19 protein-coding genes are annotated in these 19,796 nt (G+C 59.1%); 15 read left to right on the top strand and 4 right to left on the bottom strand.

Translation table 11 applies throughout. The features are described from left to right. The first annotated feature begins 8 nt into the window (after positions 1-8). The 9 genes from QP922_RS04640 (at position 9) to QP922_RS04600 (ending at position 10,416) form a co-directional block, all read left to right on the top strand. Entirely contained in the window at positions 9-1,292 is a 1,284-nt protein-coding gene (locus QP922_RS04640; RefSeq protein ID WP_284808116.1) for an HNH endonuclease signature motif containing protein, read from the top strand. 1,092 nt (positions 1,293-2,384) lie between these two features. Next, entirely contained in the window at positions 2,385-3,023 is a 639-nt protein-coding gene (locus QP922_RS04635; protein WP_204099782.1) for a C40 family peptidase, read from the top strand. Between the two features lie 165 nt (positions 3,024-3,188). Next, positions 3,189-4,235, top strand: coding sequence for a C40 family peptidase (locus tag QP922_RS04630; protein ID WP_284808115.1), 1,047 nt, complete (start codon positions 3,189-3,191; stop codon positions 4,233-4,235). Positions 4,236-4,238: 3 nt separating this feature from the next. Beyond that, the gene (locus tag QP922_RS04625) at positions 4,239-5,372 is read left to right on the top strand and encodes a glycosyltransferase family 4 protein (RefSeq protein WP_284808114.1); all 1,134 of its coding nucleotides are present in this window, start codon (positions 4,239-4,241) and stop codon (positions 5,370-5,372) included. A 23-nt stretch (positions 5,373-5,395) separates the two neighbouring features. After that, positions 5,396-6,352, top strand: coding sequence for an ROK family protein (locus QP922_RS04620; RefSeq protein ID WP_284808113.1), 957 nt, complete (start codon positions 5,396-5,398; stop codon positions 6,350-6,352). Positions 6,353-6,417: 65 nt separating this feature from the next. Beyond that, positions 6,418-7,164, top strand: coding sequence for a lysophospholipid acyltransferase family protein (locus QP922_RS04615; protein ID WP_284808112.1), 747 nt, complete (start codon positions 6,418-6,420; stop codon positions 7,162-7,164). Between the two features lie 3 nt (positions 7,165-7,167). Continuing rightward, on the top strand, positions 7,168-8,349 hold the full coding sequence (locus QP922_RS04610; RefSeq protein WP_284808111.1) for an acyltransferase family protein: 1,182 nt from the start codon (positions 7,168-7,170) through the stop codon (positions 8,347-8,349). A 108-nt stretch (positions 8,350-8,457) separates the two neighbouring features. Next, on the top strand, positions 8,458-8,967 hold the full coding sequence (locus QP922_RS04605; protein WP_115022915.1) for a polyadenylate-specific 3'-exoribonuclease AS: 510 nt from the start codon (positions 8,458-8,460) through the stop codon (positions 8,965-8,967). Between the two features lie 60 nt (positions 8,968-9,027). Continuing rightward, the gene (locus QP922_RS04600) at positions 9,028-10,416 is read left to right on the top strand and encodes a class II 3-deoxy-7-phosphoheptulonate synthase (protein WP_039676119.1); all 1,389 of its coding nucleotides are present in this window, start codon (positions 9,028-9,030) and stop codon (positions 10,414-10,416) included. Between the two features lie 3 nt (positions 10,417-10,419). On the opposite strand, the gene QP922_RS04595 is transcribed toward QP922_RS04600, so the two are convergent. After that, positions 10,420-11,658 (bottom strand): protein kinase domain-containing protein, encoded by a 1,239-nt coding sequence (locus QP922_RS04595; protein ID WP_284808110.1) that lies wholly within the window; start codon positions 11,656-11,658, stop codon positions 10,420-10,422. Positions 11,659-11,708: 50 nt separating this feature from the next. Between QP922_RS04595 and QP922_RS04590 the strand changes: the two genes are divergently transcribed. Further along, complete coding sequence (locus QP922_RS04590) at positions 11,709-12,107, top strand: Rv2175c family DNA-binding protein (protein WP_115022911.1); 399 nt, start codon at positions 11,709-11,711, stop codon at positions 12,105-12,107. An 11-nt stretch (positions 12,108-12,118) separates the two neighbouring features. Here QP922_RS04590 and QP922_RS04585 read toward each other — a convergent pair whose 3' ends face one another. From QP922_RS04585 to QP922_RS04575, 3 genes are read right to left on the bottom strand one after another with little or no spacing between them, the layout of a single operon-like run. Beyond that, positions 12,119-13,624 (bottom strand): alpha-(1->6)-mannopyranosyltransferase A, encoded by a 1,506-nt coding sequence (locus tag QP922_RS04585; RefSeq protein WP_284808109.1) that lies wholly within the window; start codon positions 13,622-13,624, stop codon positions 12,119-12,121. Between the two features lies 1 nt (position 13,625). Further along, on the bottom strand, positions 13,626-14,717 hold the full coding sequence (locus QP922_RS04580) for a polyprenyl synthetase family protein (RefSeq protein ID WP_284808108.1): 1,092 nt from the start codon (positions 14,715-14,717) through the stop codon (positions 13,626-13,628). Positions 14,718-14,749: 32 nt separating this feature from the next. Then, positions 14,750-15,334, bottom strand: a complete 585-nt coding sequence (locus QP922_RS04575) for a GNAT family N-acetyltransferase (RefSeq protein ID WP_284808107.1) — start codon at positions 15,332-15,334, stop codon at positions 14,750-14,752. 272 nt (positions 15,335-15,606) lie between these two features. On the opposite strand from QP922_RS04575, the gene QP922_RS04570 reads away from it, so the two are divergent. The 5 genes from QP922_RS04570 to ftsL all read left to right on the top strand — a co-directional run bounded on the left by QP922_RS04570 (position 15,607) and on the right by ftsL (position 19,586). Continuing rightward, positions 15,607-16,050, top strand: coding sequence for an SAV_6107 family HEPN domain-containing protein (locus QP922_RS04570; protein WP_284808106.1), 444 nt, complete (start codon positions 15,607-15,609; stop codon positions 16,048-16,050). 166 nt (positions 16,051-16,216) lie between these two features. Beyond that, complete coding sequence (locus QP922_RS04565; protein WP_284808105.1) at positions 16,217-16,618, top strand: DUF3040 domain-containing protein; 402 nt, start codon at positions 16,217-16,219, stop codon at positions 16,616-16,618. A gap of 494 nt (positions 16,619-17,112) precedes the next feature. Next, a complete protein-coding gene (gene mraZ, locus QP922_RS04560; protein ID WP_010190539.1) occupies positions 17,113-17,547 on the top strand; it encodes a division/cell wall cluster transcriptional repressor MraZ in 435 nt (144 codons plus the stop codon). A 168-nt stretch (positions 17,548-17,715) separates the two neighbouring features. Then, on the top strand, positions 17,716-18,759 hold the full coding sequence (gene rsmH / locus QP922_RS04555) for a 16S rRNA (cytosine(1402)-N(4))-methyltransferase RsmH (RefSeq protein WP_284808104.1): 1,044 nt from the start codon (positions 17,716-17,718) through the stop codon (positions 18,757-18,759). Positions 18,760-18,809: 50 nt separating this feature from the next. Further along, the gene (gene ftsL, locus QP922_RS04550) at positions 18,810-19,586 is read left to right on the top strand and encodes a cell division protein FtsL (protein ID WP_284808103.1); all 777 of its coding nucleotides are present in this window, start codon (positions 18,810-18,812) and stop codon (positions 19,584-19,586) included. Positions 19,587-19,796 lie beyond the last annotated feature (210 nt).

The following is a 19,796-nucleotide window of genomic DNA, read 5'->3' as shown; positions in this document are numbered from 1 at the left end:
TGTCACTTATGGTGGCAACCACAACTTCTTCTTCTTCTGTTCCGTTGGCGTATTTTTCTCATTCGAATCCTGATGATCCGGTATGTGTTGCGGGGATGTTTCTGCGGCGTGCGGAGTATGAGTTTTGGTTACATAATCTTCCGGCTTTGGAGGCTGATTCTGATAGTGAGGTGATGAAGCTTTCGGTCAGGACTGCTAAGACTGCTAGGCAGGTGGCGAAGAATGTGATGGGGGTTCTTCGGCTTCAGGAGTTACCGAAGGTTAAGCAGTTGCAGGATTCTAAAGCCTTGTTGGATATGGCGTCGCTGGTGGCGATTGATGAGGTGATGTCAAAGCTAGGCAGTCCGACCAGGAGGGTGGTGGCAGAAATTGATGAGAATCTTTCCCGCTGGTTTGTGCCGAAGCGGCCTAATCAGGTGTTTCCGACAGCGAGTCAGATTCGGCGCCGGGTGCGTGATATCGCCAAAGTACTGGATGATTCAGTAGCGTTTCGTGATACGCGCAAGAAGAACCGGTATTCCATCCTGACTAAAGGCCAGCGGGCCTATCTTGAGTTAGAAGTTGATTCCACTGTGGGTGTGGTCATCCACGAGATCATTAAAGAAGCCGCCAGAAGGCATGAGGTCTCCATGGCGGATGCCATGGTGTTGTTGCTGTCGGGCAGCCTGGAGCCTGAAGCAGCGAAAGTGGTGGTGCATACCTATAAGGCGTCTGATGTGGAGGGGGTACCGGTGTTTGTTCAGGGCCATGGGTGGCGTGGTGGGGATATTCCAGCGGCCACGGTGGTTGAGCGGGATTTAAGCCGGGTGCCTCAAGCTTCTGATTCTTATTGTCCGTCGGATTTTGTGCGTAAGTATGTTGAGGGCCGTGATGGGACGTGTCGGGCTGGGGGTTGTGATGTGCCGGCGTGGATGTGTCAGTTGGATCATCGGATTAATTATGCCGAGGGTGGGCCAACTCATCCGTATAATTTGGTGTGTTTGTGCCAGCGTCATCACAATATGAAGACCGAAGGCAGAGCCTTCTACATTTTGGACCCGGTTACCGGGGATGTGGTGTGGCTATTGGCTGATGGCAGTTGGGTGACAACGCAAGCCACTGGCCCGCTGGCACCGTCGATGCGCAGGTGGGCTCGCACTGTTGCGGAGGATGTTATGGCACACCGGGCAAAGATGCATGAAGATGCCAAAGCATTAAAGGTGGAGTTGGACAACGGTGAGATTGTGGAAGTCTTTGATATGACTGACCCGGCAGACCGAGACAACACTGGCGGCGGCGATATTCCCTTCTAGAAGGTTGGGGCGGCGATGCAGTGGGCTTGCTCGTCGTCAGAAACGACGAGGAGGGGCTAGGAACCCGGCGAAAAAGTGAGACTTGGGTAACGGTGATTTTCCTATCGTCGTCAGAAACGACGCCGGTGGAACGATTCGCGGCACCGGTACAAAGCTTCTTCGTCGCCATAGACGACGAAAAGGTGGCGGCGCCATATTGAGAGAGGGAGATAGGAATCGTCGTCTAGAACGACGAGATAGGAAATGAGCGTATTTAAGGGAGGCGAGTATAAGGATCGTCGTTTCGCACGACGATAAGAGCGCTCGGCTGGGGAAGGGCGGTGGTGCTAAGTGGCTGCGGTGGGCTTCTTTTGGGCGTGTTTATGTCTATGTGGCGCCCATATGTGCGGAGAAGATCGCTTGGTTAAGGCCCGTAACCTTCTGTTTACCTGCGCATTACCTTCGCGATGTGAGTGCCCCGACGGGAATTTTGAGGCCCAGATCTCTGATTGGGGTGACGTGGGTGACAGGAAAACCGCTGGAAAACAGCACTTTTTCCGGTGGGAAAAGTGTGCCGGAAGGGTTATGTGGGGCCACTGGTACTCCAAATTACGGCCAGGTGACAAAGGTCACATTCTGAAATTCTCTTACGGATTTCAGTTGGAATTCTCCGCAATGGTCCGGTTGTTGTCGAGCCTTGTGGTGGCTTGTCGTCGCAGGTAGGAGGGTGTGAACGGTGGCGCTTGCGTGTTAATGGTGTCTTAATTCTCGGGCCAGTCTCATTTGGGTTGACGTTTGGTAACAGGACGGTAACGGAGCGGGATTCGTGTTTCCAACTCGACATCGCTTGTGATGGTTTCGTAACCTATTCGAGACATTGAGTTACCGACACGGTGTACCAAGCACCGGTGCTCAATACGAACTGAAGATTTAAGCGCCGCGTCTGGCCCCTCCTAAAATTTGGGGGCCGAGCGGAGGTGGCCCTACAGGAATGGGTCACCGTCGAACGCTAGGCCCGCCCATGGGTTAGAGCTTTCGTTGCGCTCCGAGAGAACTACGTTCTGTGTGGAGGCAGCGAAGGTAGGCGCACTGGAAGATTTGGAGTTTGAATTCGTGGCTAAGCACCGTCGCCAGGGCAACCTGAACACCCGTCGCATTGCAACCACCGCTGCTGTCGCAGCAACCGCAGCCGTTACCGTACCGGCTGCCGCCAACGCCGCCGAGGTCGTCGTTCCGAACACCGACATTCGCTTTGAGGTCGCTGGCTTGGAGAACGTTCCGAACATCAAGCAGGTTCCGAACGTTGATAAGTACGTCCCGTCCCTGAAATCCAACCAGGGCTCCGACTACGCTGCCTCCGTTGAGGCACCGGTAGCGCAGGAAGCTCCGGCCCCTGCCCCGGTTAAGTCTGTTGGCGAGAAGGTCCTCGAGGCTGCTCGTTCTGCAGTTGGCTCCCCGTACGTTTATGGCGCCAACGGTCCGAGCGCTTTTGACTGCTCTGGTCTGACCTCCTGGGCTTACCGTCAGGCTGGCGTGGAGATCCCGCGCACCTCCCAGGCGCAGGCATCTGCCGGCACCCAGGTTTCCCTGGATGCTCTTCAGCCGGGCGATATCATCGTTTACTACTCCGGTGCATCTCACGTTGGTATCTACACCGGCCATGGCACCATCATTGACGCGCTGAACACCGGCACCCCGGTTGGTGAGCGTTCCCTGAACTACATGCCGATCCACTCTGCTGTTCGCTTCTAAAAGACGGCCCAGAGGACATTTTTAACCCCTTCCGCCACACTCGTCACGTCGAAGATGAGTGTGGGGAAGGGGTTCCGCTATTGTTAATCGGTAGTCTTTTGCTTTCCCTCGGCTGAGGCTATACTTCAGTCAACTATTATTATTTTCTTAGATATCGGGGTGTCCATGTCGCGTCGCCGTCTTGCTTCTGTCGTCACCGCATGTGCGGTGACGGCAGTTCCACTGACCGTAGTTGTTCCTTCGGTTGTCGCTCAGGAGATTCAGCAGGAGGACGCGCCGGAGGATCTCGCGGGGCTCATCGAGCGTATGGCGGACGTCGCTCAGCGCGTGTCCGCCAAAGGCGAGGAAGTCAAGGGGCTCGAAGATGAGATCGAGAAGACCGAAAAGCGAATTGGCGAACTCGATGAACAGGCAGCGGGAGCTCAGCGCAACGCTGATGAGGCCACTGCAGCAGTAGCGGAACAACAGAAGCGCATTGATGCGTTAGCGCAAAAGCGCTATCGGCGTAACGCGGCGTCGCCGATCGCAGCGGCGCTCGATGCTGAAGATGTCGCTAGCGCTGTGGAGCGTATGGGCTACCTTGGCGCGTTATCGAAGGCTGCTAAACGTGAAGAAGAGGCCATGGTGGCCGCCTCCGCAGCGGCTGATTCTGCTCACCGGGAAGCGGTCGATGCGGCTGAGGAGGCACGCCGTACCCGTGATGAATTGCAGGCCAAGCGTACGGCCCTCATGGAGGAGCAATCTGAGCTCGAAGAACAACAGAAAGAGCTAGAAGAGAAGGTAGATTCTCTCAGCCCTGAGGCACGCCAGGCATGGGTTGAGCACTTTGGCGGCCTTTCCGATATTGACCTTGCTGCCCTTGTGGATGGTTCTGGCTCTGCTGCCGTGCAGGCAGCAATGACTCGTCTGGGTGCACCGTATGGTTGGGGTTCTGCAGGGCCGGACACCTTCGATTGCTCAGGTCTGATGGTGTGGAGCTATAAGCAAATGGGCAAGAGTATTCCGCGCACGTCGCAGGCGCAGATCGCTGGCGGCACGCCGGTGCCGCTGGATCAGTTGCAGCCAGGTGACATTGTGGGCTACTACCCTGGTATTACTCACGTGGGCATGTATATCGGCGATGGCCAGGTGGTTCATGCATCGACGTACGGCGTACCGGTTGCTGTGGTGCCCCTTAATTCCATGCCAGTTCAGGGCGCTGTCCGGTACTAGCGCATGTCACGGACACTCCTGGTCACGAATGATTTCCCGCCCACCATTGGGGGAATTCAGTCCTACCTGCGAGATTTCCTCCGCACTCTGGACCCGCGGGACGTCGTAGTTTTTGCCTCAACCCAGGATGCGGATGCAGCCGCTGATTACGATAAGTCGGTGGACTATACGGTGGTGCGCTGGCCGCGTAAGGTGATGCTGCCGACCCCGGCCACGGCCCGTGAGATGCAGCGCCTCATCCGTAAACATGACATCGAGACTGTGTGGTTTGGTGCGGCGGCTCCTCTCGCGCTGATGGCATCCGCGGCACGGAAAGCGGGGGCACACCGCATCGTGGCGACGACGCACGGACACGAAGTGGGCTGGTCTATGTTGCCCGGGGCCCGCCAGGCGCTGCGCCGGATTGGAGACACATCTGATGTTGTCACCTACATTTCGGAGTACACTCGCCGTCGATTGACTAGGGCCTTTGGCCCACACCCGCGGTGGGTACACCTGCCGTCCGCGGTAAGCCTCGAGGACTTTGTGCCCGCAACGGAGACGCAAAAGGTAAATGCGCGCCAGCATTTTGGCTTGGGTAAAGGTCCCGTCATCGTATGTATCTCACGGTGGGTGCCACGCAAAGGTCAAGACCAACTGCTGCGCGCCATGCCGCGGGTGCGGGAGACTTATCCGGATGCTCAGCTGCTTATTATTGGACGTGGAAGCTATGGGTCCACATTGCGGGTTCTAGCGAAGCAGTACTGTCCTGATGCTGTGCTTAGAGAAGCACGGGACAGTGAAGAATTACTCATGGCACTGCATGCAGCAGATATATTTGCCATGCCGGCTCGTACCCGCGGGGGAGGGCTCGACGTCGAAGGCTTGGGAATCGTCTACCTCGAGGCGCAGGCGGCGGGCCTGCCGGTCATCGCGGGGGATTCCGGTGGAGCCTCGGAGACTGTCACCCCTGAATCGGGCGTTGTGGTGCGAGGAGCGGTGCTCGCGGAGTTGGAGGAAGCGGTGGAGCGGCTGCTTGGCGACGTCCCCCTGAGGCACCACATGGCGATCTCCGGACGCCGCCACGTGGAGGAGCACTGGACGTGGGACATTATGGGAGCGCGTCTGCGCGACGTTCTTGAATGTGACCGGAGCTAAGCCGGCGGTATATCCTACTAGTCATGCTTGAACACTCTCCCTCGGCCGACGGCGACCACACTGGCCTCACTATTGGTTTCGATATCGGCGGCACTAATCTTCGTGCTGCAGTCATCGATGCAGCTGGAGAGATTGTAGATTCCACAAGCGTGCCCACGGCTACGGATGCAGGCCAACTGGAAGATGACATCGTTCGGTGTGTGGAGGAACTCTCAGTCCGCCATGACATCACTGCGGTAGGTCTCGCCCTCGCCGGGTTCTTGGATCCCGAGTGCGAAGTGGTGCGTTTTGCTCCGCACCTGCCGTGGCGTGACGCCAATGTGCGTGAGACGTTGAGCAAGCGCGTGGATGTACCGGTTCGCTTGGAACACGATGCTAATTCGGCTGCATGGGGCGAGTGGCGTTTCGGTGCCGGCCGCGGCGCCAAGGAGTGGGTCTTCTTTGCCGTGGGCACTGGAATCGGAGCTACGTTGTTTACCGAGGGCCGCATTTACCGCGGTGCCTTCGGAACTGCCCCCGAGTTCGGGCACCTTGTTGTCAACCCCGGTGGCCGCTTGTGCTCTTGTGGCAAGCGCGGCTGCTTGGAGCGCTACGCTTCCGGTACTGCACTGCCGGACACCTTTGCAGATTTGCGTGGGAAGTATGAGACCGCGCTTCCTAACAAGCCCTCCGGTGAGGACATTACTGCCGCGGCGCGTCTAGGAGATCCGCTGGCCACAGCCGTCATGGAGGACTTCGGGCAGTGGCTCGGCCAAGGCCTGTCAATGGTGGCGGACGTACTTGATCCGGAGCTCATTGTTATTGGTGGAGGCGTGTCGCAGGACGCAGATCTATTCCTCGATACCGCCCGTGAGTGTATGGCACAACAGATTGTCGGTGCCGGTCACCGACCCTTGGCGCGCGTTGCGACCGCCGAGTTGGGCTCGGCGGCAGGTATGATCGGTGTCGCTGATCTCGCTCGTCAGGAGCACCGAGGTTAACACCGCACACTTTCCCTTCGCGGAGGCATCCGCGTGGCCGGCACAACCAGATAGGACTATAAGCGATGCGAAACAAGTGGTATTGGGCTTTTAAGCACATCTTCTTTGGCCCTGCCTTGCGGGTATGGAACTGTCCATGGTCTGAGGGTATGGAACGCATCCCAGAGTCCGGCCCGGCCATCTTGGCGTCGTCGCATCAAGCGGTCATGGATTCTTTCTATTTTCCGCTGTTGTGCCCGCGGCAGATCACCTTCCTGGCTAAGAGCGAATACTTCACCACCCCTGGACTGGTGGGGCGAGTGCAGAATTGGTTCTTTAGCTCCGTGGGCCAAGTGCCCATTGACCGTGTGGATAAGAACGCTAGCGATGCCATGTTGAGCAGCGCGCAGCGCATTATGGGGCGCGGCGATCTGTTTGGTATCTACCCAGAAGGTACGCGGTCGCCGGATGGCCGCATCTATAAGGGCCGCACCGGCATGGCCCGCATTGCGCTGACCACTGGGGAGAAGGTCCTGCCGATTGCCATGATCAATACGCGAAAGGCAAACCCCATTGGTACGTGGATTCCGCGTCCGGTGCGCGTCGGCATGCGCGTGGGCGAGCCTATCGATCCCACCGCGTGGGCAGCAGAACGTGGCCTTGATCCAGAGGATCACGACACTGCCCGCGCCTTCACGGACTATGTGATGAAGCAGTTGGCGGAGCTGACTGGGCAGCCATATGTGGATGTCTACGCCTCTGATGTCAAGGCATCCCTGCAAGCTGGACACGGCTACCCGGAAGGGGCCGAGCCCGGTTCGGAGGCGCAGTAATCTGTGAGCTCTACTCTCGCTCAACGCCTTGCCTGGCCTGATGTAGCGAAAGGAATATCCATCCTTGGCGTGGTTTTGCTCCACGTCACCTTAGTCGTTCCTGAAGCCCAAGATACGTGGCTGGCAGCCTTTAACATGTGGCTGGATCCGTTGCGCTTGCCTTTGTTCTTCCTTGTCAGTGGCTACTTTTCCCAGAAGGTCTTTCGCTTTAGCTTTGCCGAGCTTGTCACACGGCGTCTGTGGTACTTCTTTGTGCCCTATGTGGTGTGGATGCTCATTGAGCAGCAAACAAAACGAGTGGAGTATCACTGGGTCTTCGGGGATCCAATTTTTGACCCGAATCAGATGCTGGCTAGTCTTCTCGTCGGCCACTCCATGGCGTGGTTCCTCTATGTGCTTATTCTGTTCAATCTCTTCTTGTGGTGTGTGCGCACGCTCCCGGGATGGTTGGGGTTTTTATTGAGCTTTTTCCCAATCGTCTTCATGGCGTGGCAAGCGGAGTTTCAGTCTATCGCCAAGGCGGTCATGTTCCTGCCCGTGTTCGTGGCAGCGGCCTACTTCCGTGACGCGATTGCGGCCTTCGCCGATGCCTTAGAGGCGCCGTTTAGGGGGCGCTGGGGACAGCGGGCTTTTTGGGCATATTCGGGCATGATGGTCGCCTACGCTGTAGGTTTCTTTATTCGTCGCGCCTGGGACCAGCGAGCTAACCCCGTGGAGGTGGCGTGGCCGCTTCCTGGCGCGGAGGTGTTGGCGGACCATGACCTTCATATTCTGGTGCGCATGGTGGAGCAGTTCTTTGAGGTTCCCGTGGGTATCGCCGTGGCGGTAGCTGTCTCCTATATTCCAGCAGTGTCGACAGGGCTTAGATTCATCGGCGCACACACGCTCCCGATTTATCTGGGGCATCCGATTGGTCTGACTGTCCTGTATGGCTTCCCCATGGCGCTCTACCCACGAGACGTGTCTTTGACAGGGCAGTGGCCGTTGGATAATACGTGGTTCTGGCTGAGCATGTGCGTGGTCTACGCGGGGCTGGCGTCACTGACGCTGTGGGCCTTGGGCAAGATTCCGGTGGTGGGCTGGTCGCTGAAGCCGCCGGCGTTGGAACGTCGCCAAGCAGAGCCCATTGAGCCACTGGAGAACCAGACTGCCGAGGCCACAAGCAGCACAGTATCGCGAGGATAGTCGTTCCTCGGACTGCGCTGCCACCAGGAGCACGGCAGGTGTGGCGCCGGTGCTGAGTATAGGCCCCGGTGACAATGGGGAATGGAAGAGAGGCTAGGATACGAAACCGTGCGCTACTTCTACGACACCGAGTTTATCGAGGACGGATCGACCATCGAGTTGGTCTCCATCGGCATCGTGGGCGAAGACGGTAGCGAATATTATGCCGTGTCTACCGATTTTGACCCATCCAAGGCGAATGCCTGGGTACGTGAGAACGTCCTAGACAAACTGCCGAGTCCAGGCAACGAGGTGTGGAAGTCCCGCGCCACTATCCGTGAGGAGCTCCTCGAGTTTATGGGCGGCCATTCCAGCCCCATTGAGCTGTGGGCATGGGTCGGCGCTTACGACCATGTGGTCTTGGCTCAGCTCTGGGGCGACATGGCTGGGCTGCCCAAGGGGCTGCCGCGCTACACGCGTGAGCTGAAGCAGTATTGGGAGTTTGCCGGCCGCCCCACGCTGCCGCCCGTGCCGAATGGGAACCACGATGCGCTTGTCGACGCCCGCCATAACCTCGCCAAGTTCCGCACCTGCGAGCAACATCTGCCGTTGAGCCGCGGCAACCGCGTGAATCTATAAGGTGGGGCAATCGGGGGATTAACTAACGCACTATAGGCGCGAGATGGTTTAATACTGGGTGTGAGTTGGACAGTAGATATTCCCAAAGAAGTGCTTCCTGATCTGCCGCCGCTGCCGGAGGGCATCAACGAGAAGTTCCAGGACGTTATTGCACGTGAGGCCAAGCAACAGCCTAGCTGGGACCAGCTGCAAGCAGATAACGTGCGCAAGATTCTGGAATCGGTCCCGCCCATCGTCGTGGCCCCGGAAATTGAGGAGCTCAAGCGCAAGCTTGCCGACGTCGCCTTGGGCAAAGCCTTCCTCCTCCAGGGCGGCGATTGCGCAGAGACTTTTGAATCCAACACTGAGCCGCACATTCGCGGCAACATCAAGACCCTGCTGCAGATGGCTGTGGTCTTGACCTATGGCGCGTCTACCCCGGTAGTGAAGCTGGGCCGTATTGCCGGCCAGTACGCGAAGCCGCGTTCCTCTGATCTCGATGCGAACGGCCTGTACAACTACCGCGGCGACATCGTCAATGGCGTTGAAGCCAACGAGGAGTCTCGCCGCCACGACCCGGCCCGCATGATTCGTGCCTACGCAAACTCTTCGGCTGCGATGAACCTGGTTCGCTCCCTCACGCACTCCGGCACCGCGGACTTGTACCGCCTGCATGAGTGGAACCGCGAATTCGTGGCGAACTCGCCGGCGGGTGCCCGTTACCAGGCTCTGGCCAACGAGATTGAAAACGGCCTGGCGTTCATGAATGCCTGTGGCGTGTCCGATGAAACCCTGCGCTCGGCGGAGATTTACTGCTCTCACGAAGCCCTGCTGAAGGATTACGAGCGCTCCATGCTGCGACTCGGCACAGATTTCAATGGGGAAACCAAGCTCTATGATTTGTCCGCTCACCAGTTGTGGATCGGCGAGCGTACCCGCGGCATCGAGGACTTCCACGTGGCGTTTGCGTCCATCATTGGCAATCCAGTGGGCATCAAGCTGGGCCCTGGCGTGACTCCGGAGCAGGCAGTGGAGTACGCGGAAAAGCTTGACCCGAACCGTGAGCCGGGCCGCCTCACCATGATTGCTCGTATGGGCCACGACAAGGTGCGCTCCGTACTGCCCCCGATTATCAAGGCAGTGGAGGAATCCGGCCACAAGGTGGTCTGGCAGTCCGACCCGATGCACGGCAACACCTTCACTGCGTCCAACGGCTACAAGACCCGCCACTTCGACAAAATTGTCGATGAGGTTCAGGGATTCTTCGAGGTTCACCGCGAGCTGGGGACCCACCCAGGCGGCGTGCATCTCGAGTTCACCGGTGAGGACGTGACCGAGTGCCTCGGTGGCGCTGAGGATATCACCGACGTAGACCTGCCGGGCCGCTACGAATCTGCCGTGGACCCGCGCTTGAACACCCAGCAATCGCTGGAGCTGTCCTTCCTCATCGCGGAAATGCTGCGCAACTAGCAGCTAGTACGGTCTCCAGAGAATCGGCCACGTGCCGTATTCTCCGGAGCCAAACCACCACGCCGCCACCGCAACGGCGAGCGTGGCGAGGCTCACGAGGATAAGAAACCCGAAAAGGGAGACCGCGCTGCGATTGGTCAGCGGGCGTTCCTCGGGTTCTTCTTCAGCACCGGCAGGAGCATAGGACTCCTCGACCGGCACCGGCGGCTCAGCCGGAGGGGGAGCCACGGGCGGTTCGACGCGTGTCTCGAAGTCTGGTGCAACTGGCTGGGGCGCGTCAGACCGCGGAGTGTTGAGTGCAGAGGTTGCCTCGAAGACTCGGGTATTGCCTGTGCCGGCAAAATCCGTGGGTACCGCGGCGGTGCGGGCAGCGGCCGAATTATGGGGGATGGGGACTGTAAAGGCCGGCAGCTGAAGCTCGCGGGAGACATCGTCCAAAGCATCGAGGAACTCGCCTGCATCGGCGAAACGCTCGCCAGGGTGGCGTGCGGTGGCGGTGGCCACGAGGGCATCGAAAAGCATCGGCACGCCCTCGATACGTGAGGAGGGCGCGGGGACATCCGCGTGGACGCGGGCGGTGGCATGGGCCAGCGGAGTTTCACCACTGAAGGGAACGGTGCCTGTGAGCAGCTCGAAGAGCACAATTCCCGCCGAATAGACGTCGGAAGCCGGTGAAATCTCCGCGCCGGTGACCTGCTCCGGGGAGAGGTAGCTGACGGTGCCGACGATCTGGCCGGAGCTATCGTGCTCTGCACTGGTTGAGCGCACGAGACCAAAGTCACCCACTTTGACGCGATGCGTGTTCGTGATGAGCACGTTATCCGGTTTGATATCGCGGTGTACGAGCCCGGCGTCGTGGACTTCGCTGAGCCCTGCCAGTACCGAATGCATGACACCAGCGGCGGCATGTGGTGGCATGGGGCCACGCTCCGCGAGAAGCTCGCGCAGGGTACCGCCAGTGATGAGCTCCATAATGAGATAAATAGGCAGTCCGTCCGCGGAGAAGTCATGGACCCCGACGAGGTTGGGGTGGCTCAGTTGCGCCATGGCGCGGGCCTCGCGCTCGAAACGAGTGACGAAAACGGGGTCATCGTGATAGCGCTCATCCATGACCTTGGCGGCGACGGCGCGGCCCAAACGCATATCCACGCAGCGGTACACAGTGGACATGCCGCCGCGGGCGATCGGCTGGTCGATACGATAGCGTCCCTCAAGAATGTCGCCCACGTTCAGCCTTGTCATGGATTCCAGTATGGTCGATCCTCTCCTCAAAGTGTGATCCCGCTACAGTTGTGTCTGTGACTAATTCTGCGAAACCTGAAGAGAATTCCCATCCCGAACTGGTCGAGTTGCTCGCCGGCGAGGAGCTGCTGACGCTCAAAGACGTGGCTGAAAAGCTGGATCTTCCTATCACCCGCGTCTTTGACTTGCTCAATGCCCGCAAGTTCATTGCTTGGCGTGACCCAGAGGGAAACCGCCTAGTCCCTGCGTCCTTCTTTAACTCAAAGGGCGCTATTTCCAAGTACGTCTCGGGCGTGATTACGGTGCTTTCGGACAACGGGTGGCACGATAACGAAATCCTTGCGCACCTCTTTACTGAGGATGACTCGTTGCCGGGACGTCCCATCGATGGATTGCATGGCCACCTCGCGCGCGAGGTTATTCGGCGCGCGCAGGCTTCGGCCTTTTAATCGTCGGCCTTTTAATCGTCGGCGCCCTTGAGCGCCGACCTGGCAGGAACACCAGCAAAGATCCACTGCGTGGCGCTCCACGCTACGACCACCATGCCGATAACCCAGAACCAGTTGTAGAGCTGGTGGTTTCCGTCACCAGCAAAGGCAACTCCAATGAAGAAGGTGACGCCCGTGGCTAGCTTGAGGATGGGCAACGGCGGGCGGAACGTGCCCATCAGCGTGGACACTGAGGCGTAGTACCAGGGCAGCGTGACGGAGTTGAAGACGAATGCCACCTGGTAGGCCGCCGCCGTGGCGGCGATGGCTCGGCGCACGCCGGTGCGCCCCCACCACCACACCAAGACGAGCCCGAGCAGCATGAGGACCATGCCAGCAGAACGCAACACTTCGAGCACGCCGTTGTAGGTCGTATCGGGTGAGAAGAATTGGATGAGGGGCACGAGGACGTCGGCAAGCAGCGTCGGTCCTGCCAAGGGGTTGATGACCTTGGAGTTGCCGCTGATCTGTGAGAGCCAGCCCCACGAGCTTCCCGACGCCCACGTGATCACCGCTACCGCAATCGCGACCTCAGCTACGGCCACGAATCCTGACAGCAGAAAGACTCCGACACGTTTGAGCGTCTTCGTCCCTTCCGGCGCCCAGTGGTGAACCATGAGCCACACGATGAATGGCGCGGCGAAGACAGCCGTTGCTTTGAGTGAGACCGCAATGCCTACGAGCAGGAGGCTGGCATGGAACTTGTGGTGCACCGCCGCGAGAAGCCCCAGAGAGACCAGGCCGACCATGACTGATTCGTTGTGCATGCCGCCGATGAGATGCAGAATCATGACTGGGTTGGCCACACCAAGCCACAGCGCTAATGCTGGATCGCCGCCGATGGCGCGGGCCAGACGCGGAATGGACCAGGCAATGACTGCGAAGCCGATGACGGAAATGATCTTGTAGACGATAATGCCGGCAGCAACGTGGTCACCCACCAACTGCGTAACGCCTTTGCCCATCCACAAATGCAGCGGACCATAAGGCGTGGTGGTGTTGCGCCAGTCATGGGACACTTCTAAAAGGAAGGGGCCCGGATTGACCGCGGCACCTTCGGTGTAGGGATCGAACCCATCGCGCACCATGGCTCCCTGCATGAGATAGGAATAAACATCCCGGGAGGCGAGTGGCGCGGCCACCAGCAGTGGGGCAATCCAACTGAGTAACATGCGCTGGATGTCTCGCAGGCCCCCCTCAGGTTTCGGGTCCTTGAGTTGCGGGGCAATGACGTGGCGCCCTGCGAGAACCCACGCACCCACAAGACCGAAGAGGCCAACCCAATACAGCACCATGCCGATGTTGCGGCCGTGCCCATAGGCGAGGAAGCCGATATTGAGCGCCTCCAGCGCCCCGCCTCGGTTGCGAGTTGCGCCGCCGGAGAAGGACGCCAGCGCCAGAATGATGCTGGCGACAATGCCCAAGGGAAGCGGGTTGGGGATGCGTAGGGCAACACGCGTGGATGTGCGGGCGGCCATGCTACATCCGGCGAGCGGTGGATTTGCGGGCAAGATTCTCCAGCGTCGCCGTGACTTCCGGGGAAACTTGGGCGTTGTGCAGGTGCGACAGGCCCGACTGTGTTAGCTCGCTGATGCGCTGCTCGACGACGTCCGGCGCTCCCGACGAAGCGATAATCTCCGCCATACGCGAAATCTCCTCGGGGTCTTCGGTCTGGCCAATGAGTCGACGAAGTTCTGCCGCGGCGGCAGGGTCTGACGCATCTGCGCGCTGCAGCGCGAGAGAAAGCAAGACGGTGCGTTTACCTTCGCGAAGATCATCGCCAGCAGGTTTACCGGTAATGGCGGGGTCACCAAAGACGCCGAGGAGATCATCACGAAGCTGAAAGGCGATACCAATATCGCGACCATAGCCGCGGAAGGCGGAGATGAGCTTTTCCGATGCCCCTGCCACAGCAGCTCCTAGGTGGAGCGGGCGTTCGATGGTGTAGGCAGCCGTCTTAAACCGGTTGACGGAATCCGCCAAGGAGGCATCCTCTGAGCCCTCAGCCTCGAGCGAGATATCCAGCATCTGGCCGCCAATCACCTCGCGGCGCATACCGCGCCAAGGGGCGCGCACGCGGGCAAGAGCCTCAGGGCTCAGGCCTGAATCCTGGAGCATGTCTTCTGCCCAGACCAGTGCCATATCGCCGATGAGGATGGCTAGCGATTGACCGAAGAAATCTGAGTCCCCATTCAAATCCAACTCGCGGTGGCGAGCAGCAACACCTCGGTGGACCGTAGGGTTTCCGCGCCGGGTGTCGGAGGCGTCCACAATGTCATCGTGGATAAGCGCACACGCTTGGATGAACTCGAGCGAGGAGGCAGCACGCAGCATTGCCTCCGGTGATTCCGTTCCCTCCAGACCACGCGCGCCCACGAAGCCGGCCCAAGCGTAGAGCGGGCGGATGCGTTTTCCACCATCGAGGACAAAGGATTCCAAGTAGGAGATGGCATTGGTTACCGGCTGGCCAATAGCGGCGATGGAGTCTCGCTGCTCTTCAAGAAAGAGGGCGAGCTCAGCGCGCACGGCAGCGGGGATATCGTCCAGTGCAGGAATCTTCGGTTCAGTCACACATGCCACGATACCTGGCAGGGGTGAGCAGGTTAAGCGCCAGGTTGGGTGGTGTCGACGGGCGTGAGCGGTATGGGGGACTGCAGGATAGCGAAAGGCCGGGAATCAGCGGGGTAGTAGAGCTGGCGCAGAAAGTCCGTGAAACCCATGCGGCGATATAAGCGGAAGGCGGAGTTAGCTTCGTCGGGATGTTCGGGCGTGGATAGGAGCATGTAGCGCGCCGGGAGGTTCCATGCGAGAGCTTCGAGAATGCTGCGGCCAAGCCCGCGGCCTTGTTCTGCTGGCCGGACGTGGATTTCTGCGAGCTCAAAATAATTGTGGAGGATGTCCTCCTGCTCCGGGCTGGGGCCGCCAATAGTCATCAGCGCGCGGCGAAGCTGCCTGTCCCACCACGTATCAGGGGAGCCCAGGAAACCGTAGGCAAAGCCGGAGATTCCGTATTCGGTAGTGGCGACCACGCAGGAAAAACCTGGTCGCATGAGGTCTGACTTCCAGCGAGCGATCGAATTGTCACGCATTGCCGGTGAGTAGCCCATGGCCTCGATATAGATGTCTACCAACTGCGGAAGGGCGATCGCGAACTCTTGGGGGCTCAAGCGGCGCAGCGTATAACTCACAGTTCTAATAACAGCAGATCTGCACAGCTGGCGAAAGTGCAACCGAAAAATGGGCAGAGTTGTTCTCGCATTAATGTTCGGAAATTATCAAAAGGATGGGCATGAGCCATTGTCAAATTCGAACAGCTGAGCTAATGTTGGGTGTAGATGTACGGAGGTGGTTCTACAGTGAGTCGCAGAAACGCAGGAAAACGTCACAAACAGATGACACAGGTAGATATCTGGGGCACACGCGCAGCGTGTGCGGTTATGGCAAACAAGGAGGAGTGGTTATGGCACAGGTAATTTCAGCAACGGCGGCAGCGCGGGGGCGCAGGCGAGAGTCGCTGCAGAGTGCTAGGCGCGATCGCTTTGTGGCTCAGGCCTTTGATTTGCTTACCGATGCCCGCGCGAGTGCTGCGCGCGGCCGCTTTGAGGATGCGCTTGAGATGGCCTATCGTGCATCGCTGCGTGCAGCAGGGGCGCGGGTAGCGGCGTCGTCAGTGTCCCGGCGTCGCCGCCTGCCTACCTCTGCGTGGGAGCAGGTCGCTCTCATAGGTCCGGCGGACGCTCAGTGGGCGGCAGAGTTTAAGGACTACTCGCGGGTGCGGTCTCGTGTGGCGTCGGGAATGGATCCAGTTCCCAATGAAGATGCTGTCTTTGAGTATTTGGCGCTTGCTGCGCGCTATGTGGACGCAACTGAGTCTGAGCTCGGTTTCGGCGGTATGGCTGCGTAGCGGGATTGGCCGCAGATTGCAGTCATTCTTGTGATTGCGGTGACGTAGTGGTTGAGCGTAGAGGGATGGACTGTCTTTGCGGGAACTATCTCGCTACTCTTGACGTTATAGAGGTAGATATCCCCTAAAAGATCTCACTTACCCGAAACTCACTACGGAGGACGCTGTGGCCCTTTCTGAGCAAGAACAGCAAGCACTGCGTGAAATTGAGCAGTCGTTGCTGGCCAATGACCCTGACTTTGGCGCGTCTGTATCTGGTGATTCCTCCTTTGGTGGGGGATCAGGTGCCATTACCCTTCGCGGCGTGGCACTCGTTGTCGTCGGCCTGTGCATGATGGTGGGCGGTATCGCCCTCGCGCAGCAGTCGCTGTGGTTTATCGCGCTCTCCATCCTTGGCTTCCTGGTGATGTTTGGTGCCGGTGTGTGGATGTTGCGTGGAAACTCTGAAGATTCATTGGTGTCTGTTTCTACGCCTTCGTCCCCTCGTGCCAAGCAGTCGAAGAAGCGAAATGGTGGTATGGGCGACCGTTTGGAAGATAACTTCCGCCGCCGCTTTGAGGAGCGCTAGGAGCGCGCACTAATTTTTAAGCGCCGCACCACTTTGCGGCGATGACGTTGGTCATCGCATGCAGGGTGGTGCGGCGCTTTTGCGATCTGTTGGCGTGCCCCACTTTGCCCCACATTCCCCACTTTGCCCCACCGGAATGATAGTGGGGGCGCTGGGGCGGTGGCATGGCGGATGACCGGGAGCTGGTTTGTGGGCAATTCTGCAGGAAGCGGGGAGCTATAGGGGGAAGAGTGGGTAAAGCTATCTAAGTTGCACGTGATTCTAAAGTGCTAAATGGGGTTGTTTAGAGGGCGTGTCAAGGGGGTGGTGGGGAATTTCCCCCACTGAAAAACGGGCTATTTATCTGCGGTTATAGTGAGACACGCGAGTGTAATTTGCCTTCAAGGTGTGGAAGGTGGGGGAAAGTGGGGTAGAGTGGGGCGTAGCGGAGGAGAGTTGATCTCCTGTCGCGAGAGGAATCCGGAGTTTTCGAGTGACAGGAAGGTGGACCCGGGATGTTTCTCGGTACCTACACTCCCAAGCTCGATGACAAAGGGCGGCTCACGCTTCCGGCGAAGTTTCGTGAAGAACTGGCCGGTGGCCTCATGGTCACCAAGGGGCAGGATCATTCGCTCGCGGTGTATCCGCGGGAGGAGTTCGCGGCACGAGCTAGGAAAGCGGCGGCTGTGTCACGTACCAACCCAGATGCACGTGCGTTCATTCGTAACTTGGCTGCAAGTGCGGACGAGCAACGTCCTGACGGGCACGGGCGTATCACGTTGTCCGCGGGTCATCGCGAATACGCAAACCTCACCAAGGAGTGCGTAGTTGTTGGCTCAGTTGATTTCCTCGAAATCTGGGACGCAGCCGCGTGGGCTGAGTACCAGGCGCAAACTGAAGACGCTTATTCGGCAGCAGATGCCGACGACGTGCTTGCCGGCCTCCTGTAAAGGCCGGGACAACGAGAGTGCGTGTACGGACTCTGCCCGAGGAAGATGATCTGGTGTACTTCCCCGACATCAGAAGCCTTCCTCGGACAGGGCCCTATACGCACTCAATTTTTATCGACCAAACCAGACAGCGAACTCAGGCGCCTTGAGGAAGGGGGACAGCGGGCTGTGGCACAGGATGAGACCATCACCTACGACGTGAACGAGAATCACGGTCACGTCCCCGTCATGCGTGAACGCATGGCGCAGCTGCTGGCACCTGCAGTCGAAGCGGCAGGAGAGAACGCCGTCATCGTGGATGGAACACTGGGGGCAGGCGGCCACAGCGAGTACTTCCTTCAAAAGTTCCCGTCTGTGCGCATCATTGGCGTGGATAGGGATGGGCAATCGTTGAGCAATGCCACGCAGCGTCTCTCTGCCTTCCCTGGCCGCTTTGTCGGAGTTAATGCCCGTTTCGATGAGGTTGGTGGCGCTATTGCGCGTGGTGAGCACGAGATTTTCGCTGCTGCCCGTAATAACGGTGTGGCGGGAGCGCTCTTTGACTTAGGTGTGTCCTCCATGCAGCTTGACCAGGTTGATCGCGGCTTTGCATATAAGACGGATGCACCGCTGGATATGCGCATGGACCCGAGCCAAGGGATTACGGCTGCGGATGTTCTCAACACCTACAGCCACGGTGATCTAGCCCGCGTCCTCAAAACGTATGGTGATGAGCGCTTCGCTGGCAAGATTGCCTCCGCAGTGCTCAAAGAGCGAGATAAGGAACCGTTCACCACGTCTGCCCGTCTCGTCGAGTTGCTGTATGACGTTATTCCGGCAGCCACTCGCCGCACCGGTGGGCACCCAGCAAAACGTACTTTTCAGGCGCTGCGCGTCGAGGTAAATCGTGAGCTTGAAGCCATCGAACAGGTAATACCCGTCATCACGGATGCACTTTCCGTCGGTGGGCGTGCAGTGTTCATGAGCTACCAGTCCCTCGAGGACCGCATTGTGAAGCAGGCCTTCAAGGAGCTCAGCACCTCCACCACTCCGGCTGGGTTGCCTATGGACCTTCCTGGGACAGCCGCTCACTACTCCATCGTGACGCGTGGTGCAGAAAAGGCAAGCGAGGAAGAAGTCGCTGAAAACTCGCGGGCCGCGTCAGTACGCGTACGTGCTGTGGAACGAGTGGAAGGAACCCCAGGGTTCCATGACCCGGGAGGAACATTATGACGCTTCGAGACCGCACAGCCCCTTCCCGCCACCACGAGAGGACCCCTACCATGGGAGCAAGCCGCGATTTCACCATTGGATCCGACTACGCTGGTCACTCAACTGCGCTGCTTGAACGCAGCCGCCGCACGACTCCGCTGCCCAGCCGGACCCCGCACCGCAGCACTGTGCCTACTCGCCGCACGAGCGAGGGCCTGCGTGGAGGCCGTCTCGGTTCGAAGCAGGTCGTCAGCAACCGCGGGCGCCGCGTTGTACACAAGCCGAAGAACAATGGACGCTTTGCGCGGCTGTCAGTCATCGCCATCACTCTGCTTATTACTGGTGTCGTGGGAGCCATGTGGCTTTCGGGTCTGTCTACCTCGCAAACCTTCAAGATTCAACAGCTCACGGCACATGAGTCGACGCTCGACAACCAGCTGGAGACTCTCAACCGTGATCTGGAGAATGTTCGCTCTGCCTCGGATGTTGCCCGCCGTGCGAATGAGGCCAAGATGGGTATCCCAGTGCAGCCGGGCATTGTTGAAGTAAATGGCGAGGGAAAGCTTGAAGAGAAGCGTGAAGCGACTCCCGAGATGGAATCCGTCGTGGACGTCAACGGCGAGCCAGTTCGTCCGGGCCGCGCTTCGAGTGATCCGAACGCAACGGCCAATATGTCCGATAACCTCAATGCCCGCCCGAATCTTCGCAACGGTCAGACGCACAGAGGCAATGCGGAGCAGGATGCGCCTGCCGAGCAGGAGGGCCACGGAGAGGAATCTGCCCCAGCAGAAGGCAACGTGGAGCTTCCGGACATTCCGGCACAGGCGCCCTACGCAGCGCGCGGTTAGATTCCGCGCCCCTGCCCGCGCGTGCCTGCGCGGGCACGCGGTGATCATAGGGCACAATTCGGGGGTAAGTACGCCCGCCGCTTGTGGCGGGCGACTAGGCCCATCCGCTGCAGAAAGAAAGGTGACGTGTGACTCCACCACACTCCGGTGGTCGGCGCCCGAGGCGCCCTTCCACGGCCCGTGCTTCCCAACCACGTGGCACAGCGCACC

Origin of the sequence: Corynebacterium sp. MSK218 (assembly GCF_030232655.1) — a bacterium.
GTDB lineage: Bacteria > Actinomycetota > Actinomycetes > Mycobacteriales > Mycobacteriaceae > Corynebacterium.
This window is presented reverse-complemented; position numbering and strand designations above follow the sequence as displayed.

What these genes read in the sequence shown, in the direction of transcription:
- QP922_RS04640 (WP_284808116.1), top strand. Translation starts at nt 9, where the DNA reads ATGGTGGCAACCACAACTTCTTCTTCTTCTGTTCCGTTGGCGTATTTT.
- QP922_RS04630 (WP_284808115.1), top strand. Translation starts at nt 3,189, where the DNA reads ATGTCGCGTCGCCGTCTTGCTTCTGTCGTCACCGCATGTGCGGTGACG.
- QP922_RS04625 (WP_284808114.1), top strand. Translation starts at nt 4,239, where the DNA reads ATGTCACGGACACTCCTGGTCACGAATGATTTCCCGCCCACCATTGGG.
- QP922_RS04620 (WP_284808113.1), top strand. Translation starts at nt 5,396, where the DNA reads ATGCTTGAACACTCTCCCTCGGCCGACGGCGACCACACTGGCCTCACT.
- QP922_RS04615 (WP_284808112.1), top strand. Translation starts at nt 6,418, where the DNA reads ATGCGAAACAAGTGGTATTGGGCTTTTAAGCACATCTTCTTTGGCCCT.
- QP922_RS04595 (WP_284808110.1), bottom strand. Translation starts at nt 11,658, where the DNA reads ATGACAAGGCTGAACGTGGGCGACATTCTTGAGGGACGCTATCGTATC.
- QP922_RS04585 (WP_284808109.1), bottom strand. Translation starts at nt 13,624, where the DNA reads ATGGCCGCCCGCACATCCACGCGTGTTGCCCTACGCATCCCCAACCCG.
- QP922_RS04570 (WP_284808106.1), top strand. Translation starts at nt 15,607, where the DNA reads ATGGCACAGGTAATTTCAGCAACGGCGGCAGCGCGGGGGCGCAGGCGA.
- mraZ (WP_010190539.1), top strand. Translation starts at nt 17,113, where the DNA reads ATGTTTCTCGGTACCTACACTCCCAAGCTCGATGACAAAGGGCGGCTC.
- ftsL (WP_284808103.1), top strand. Translation starts at nt 18,810, where the DNA reads ATGGGAGCAAGCCGCGATTTCACCATTGGATCCGACTACGCTGGTCAC.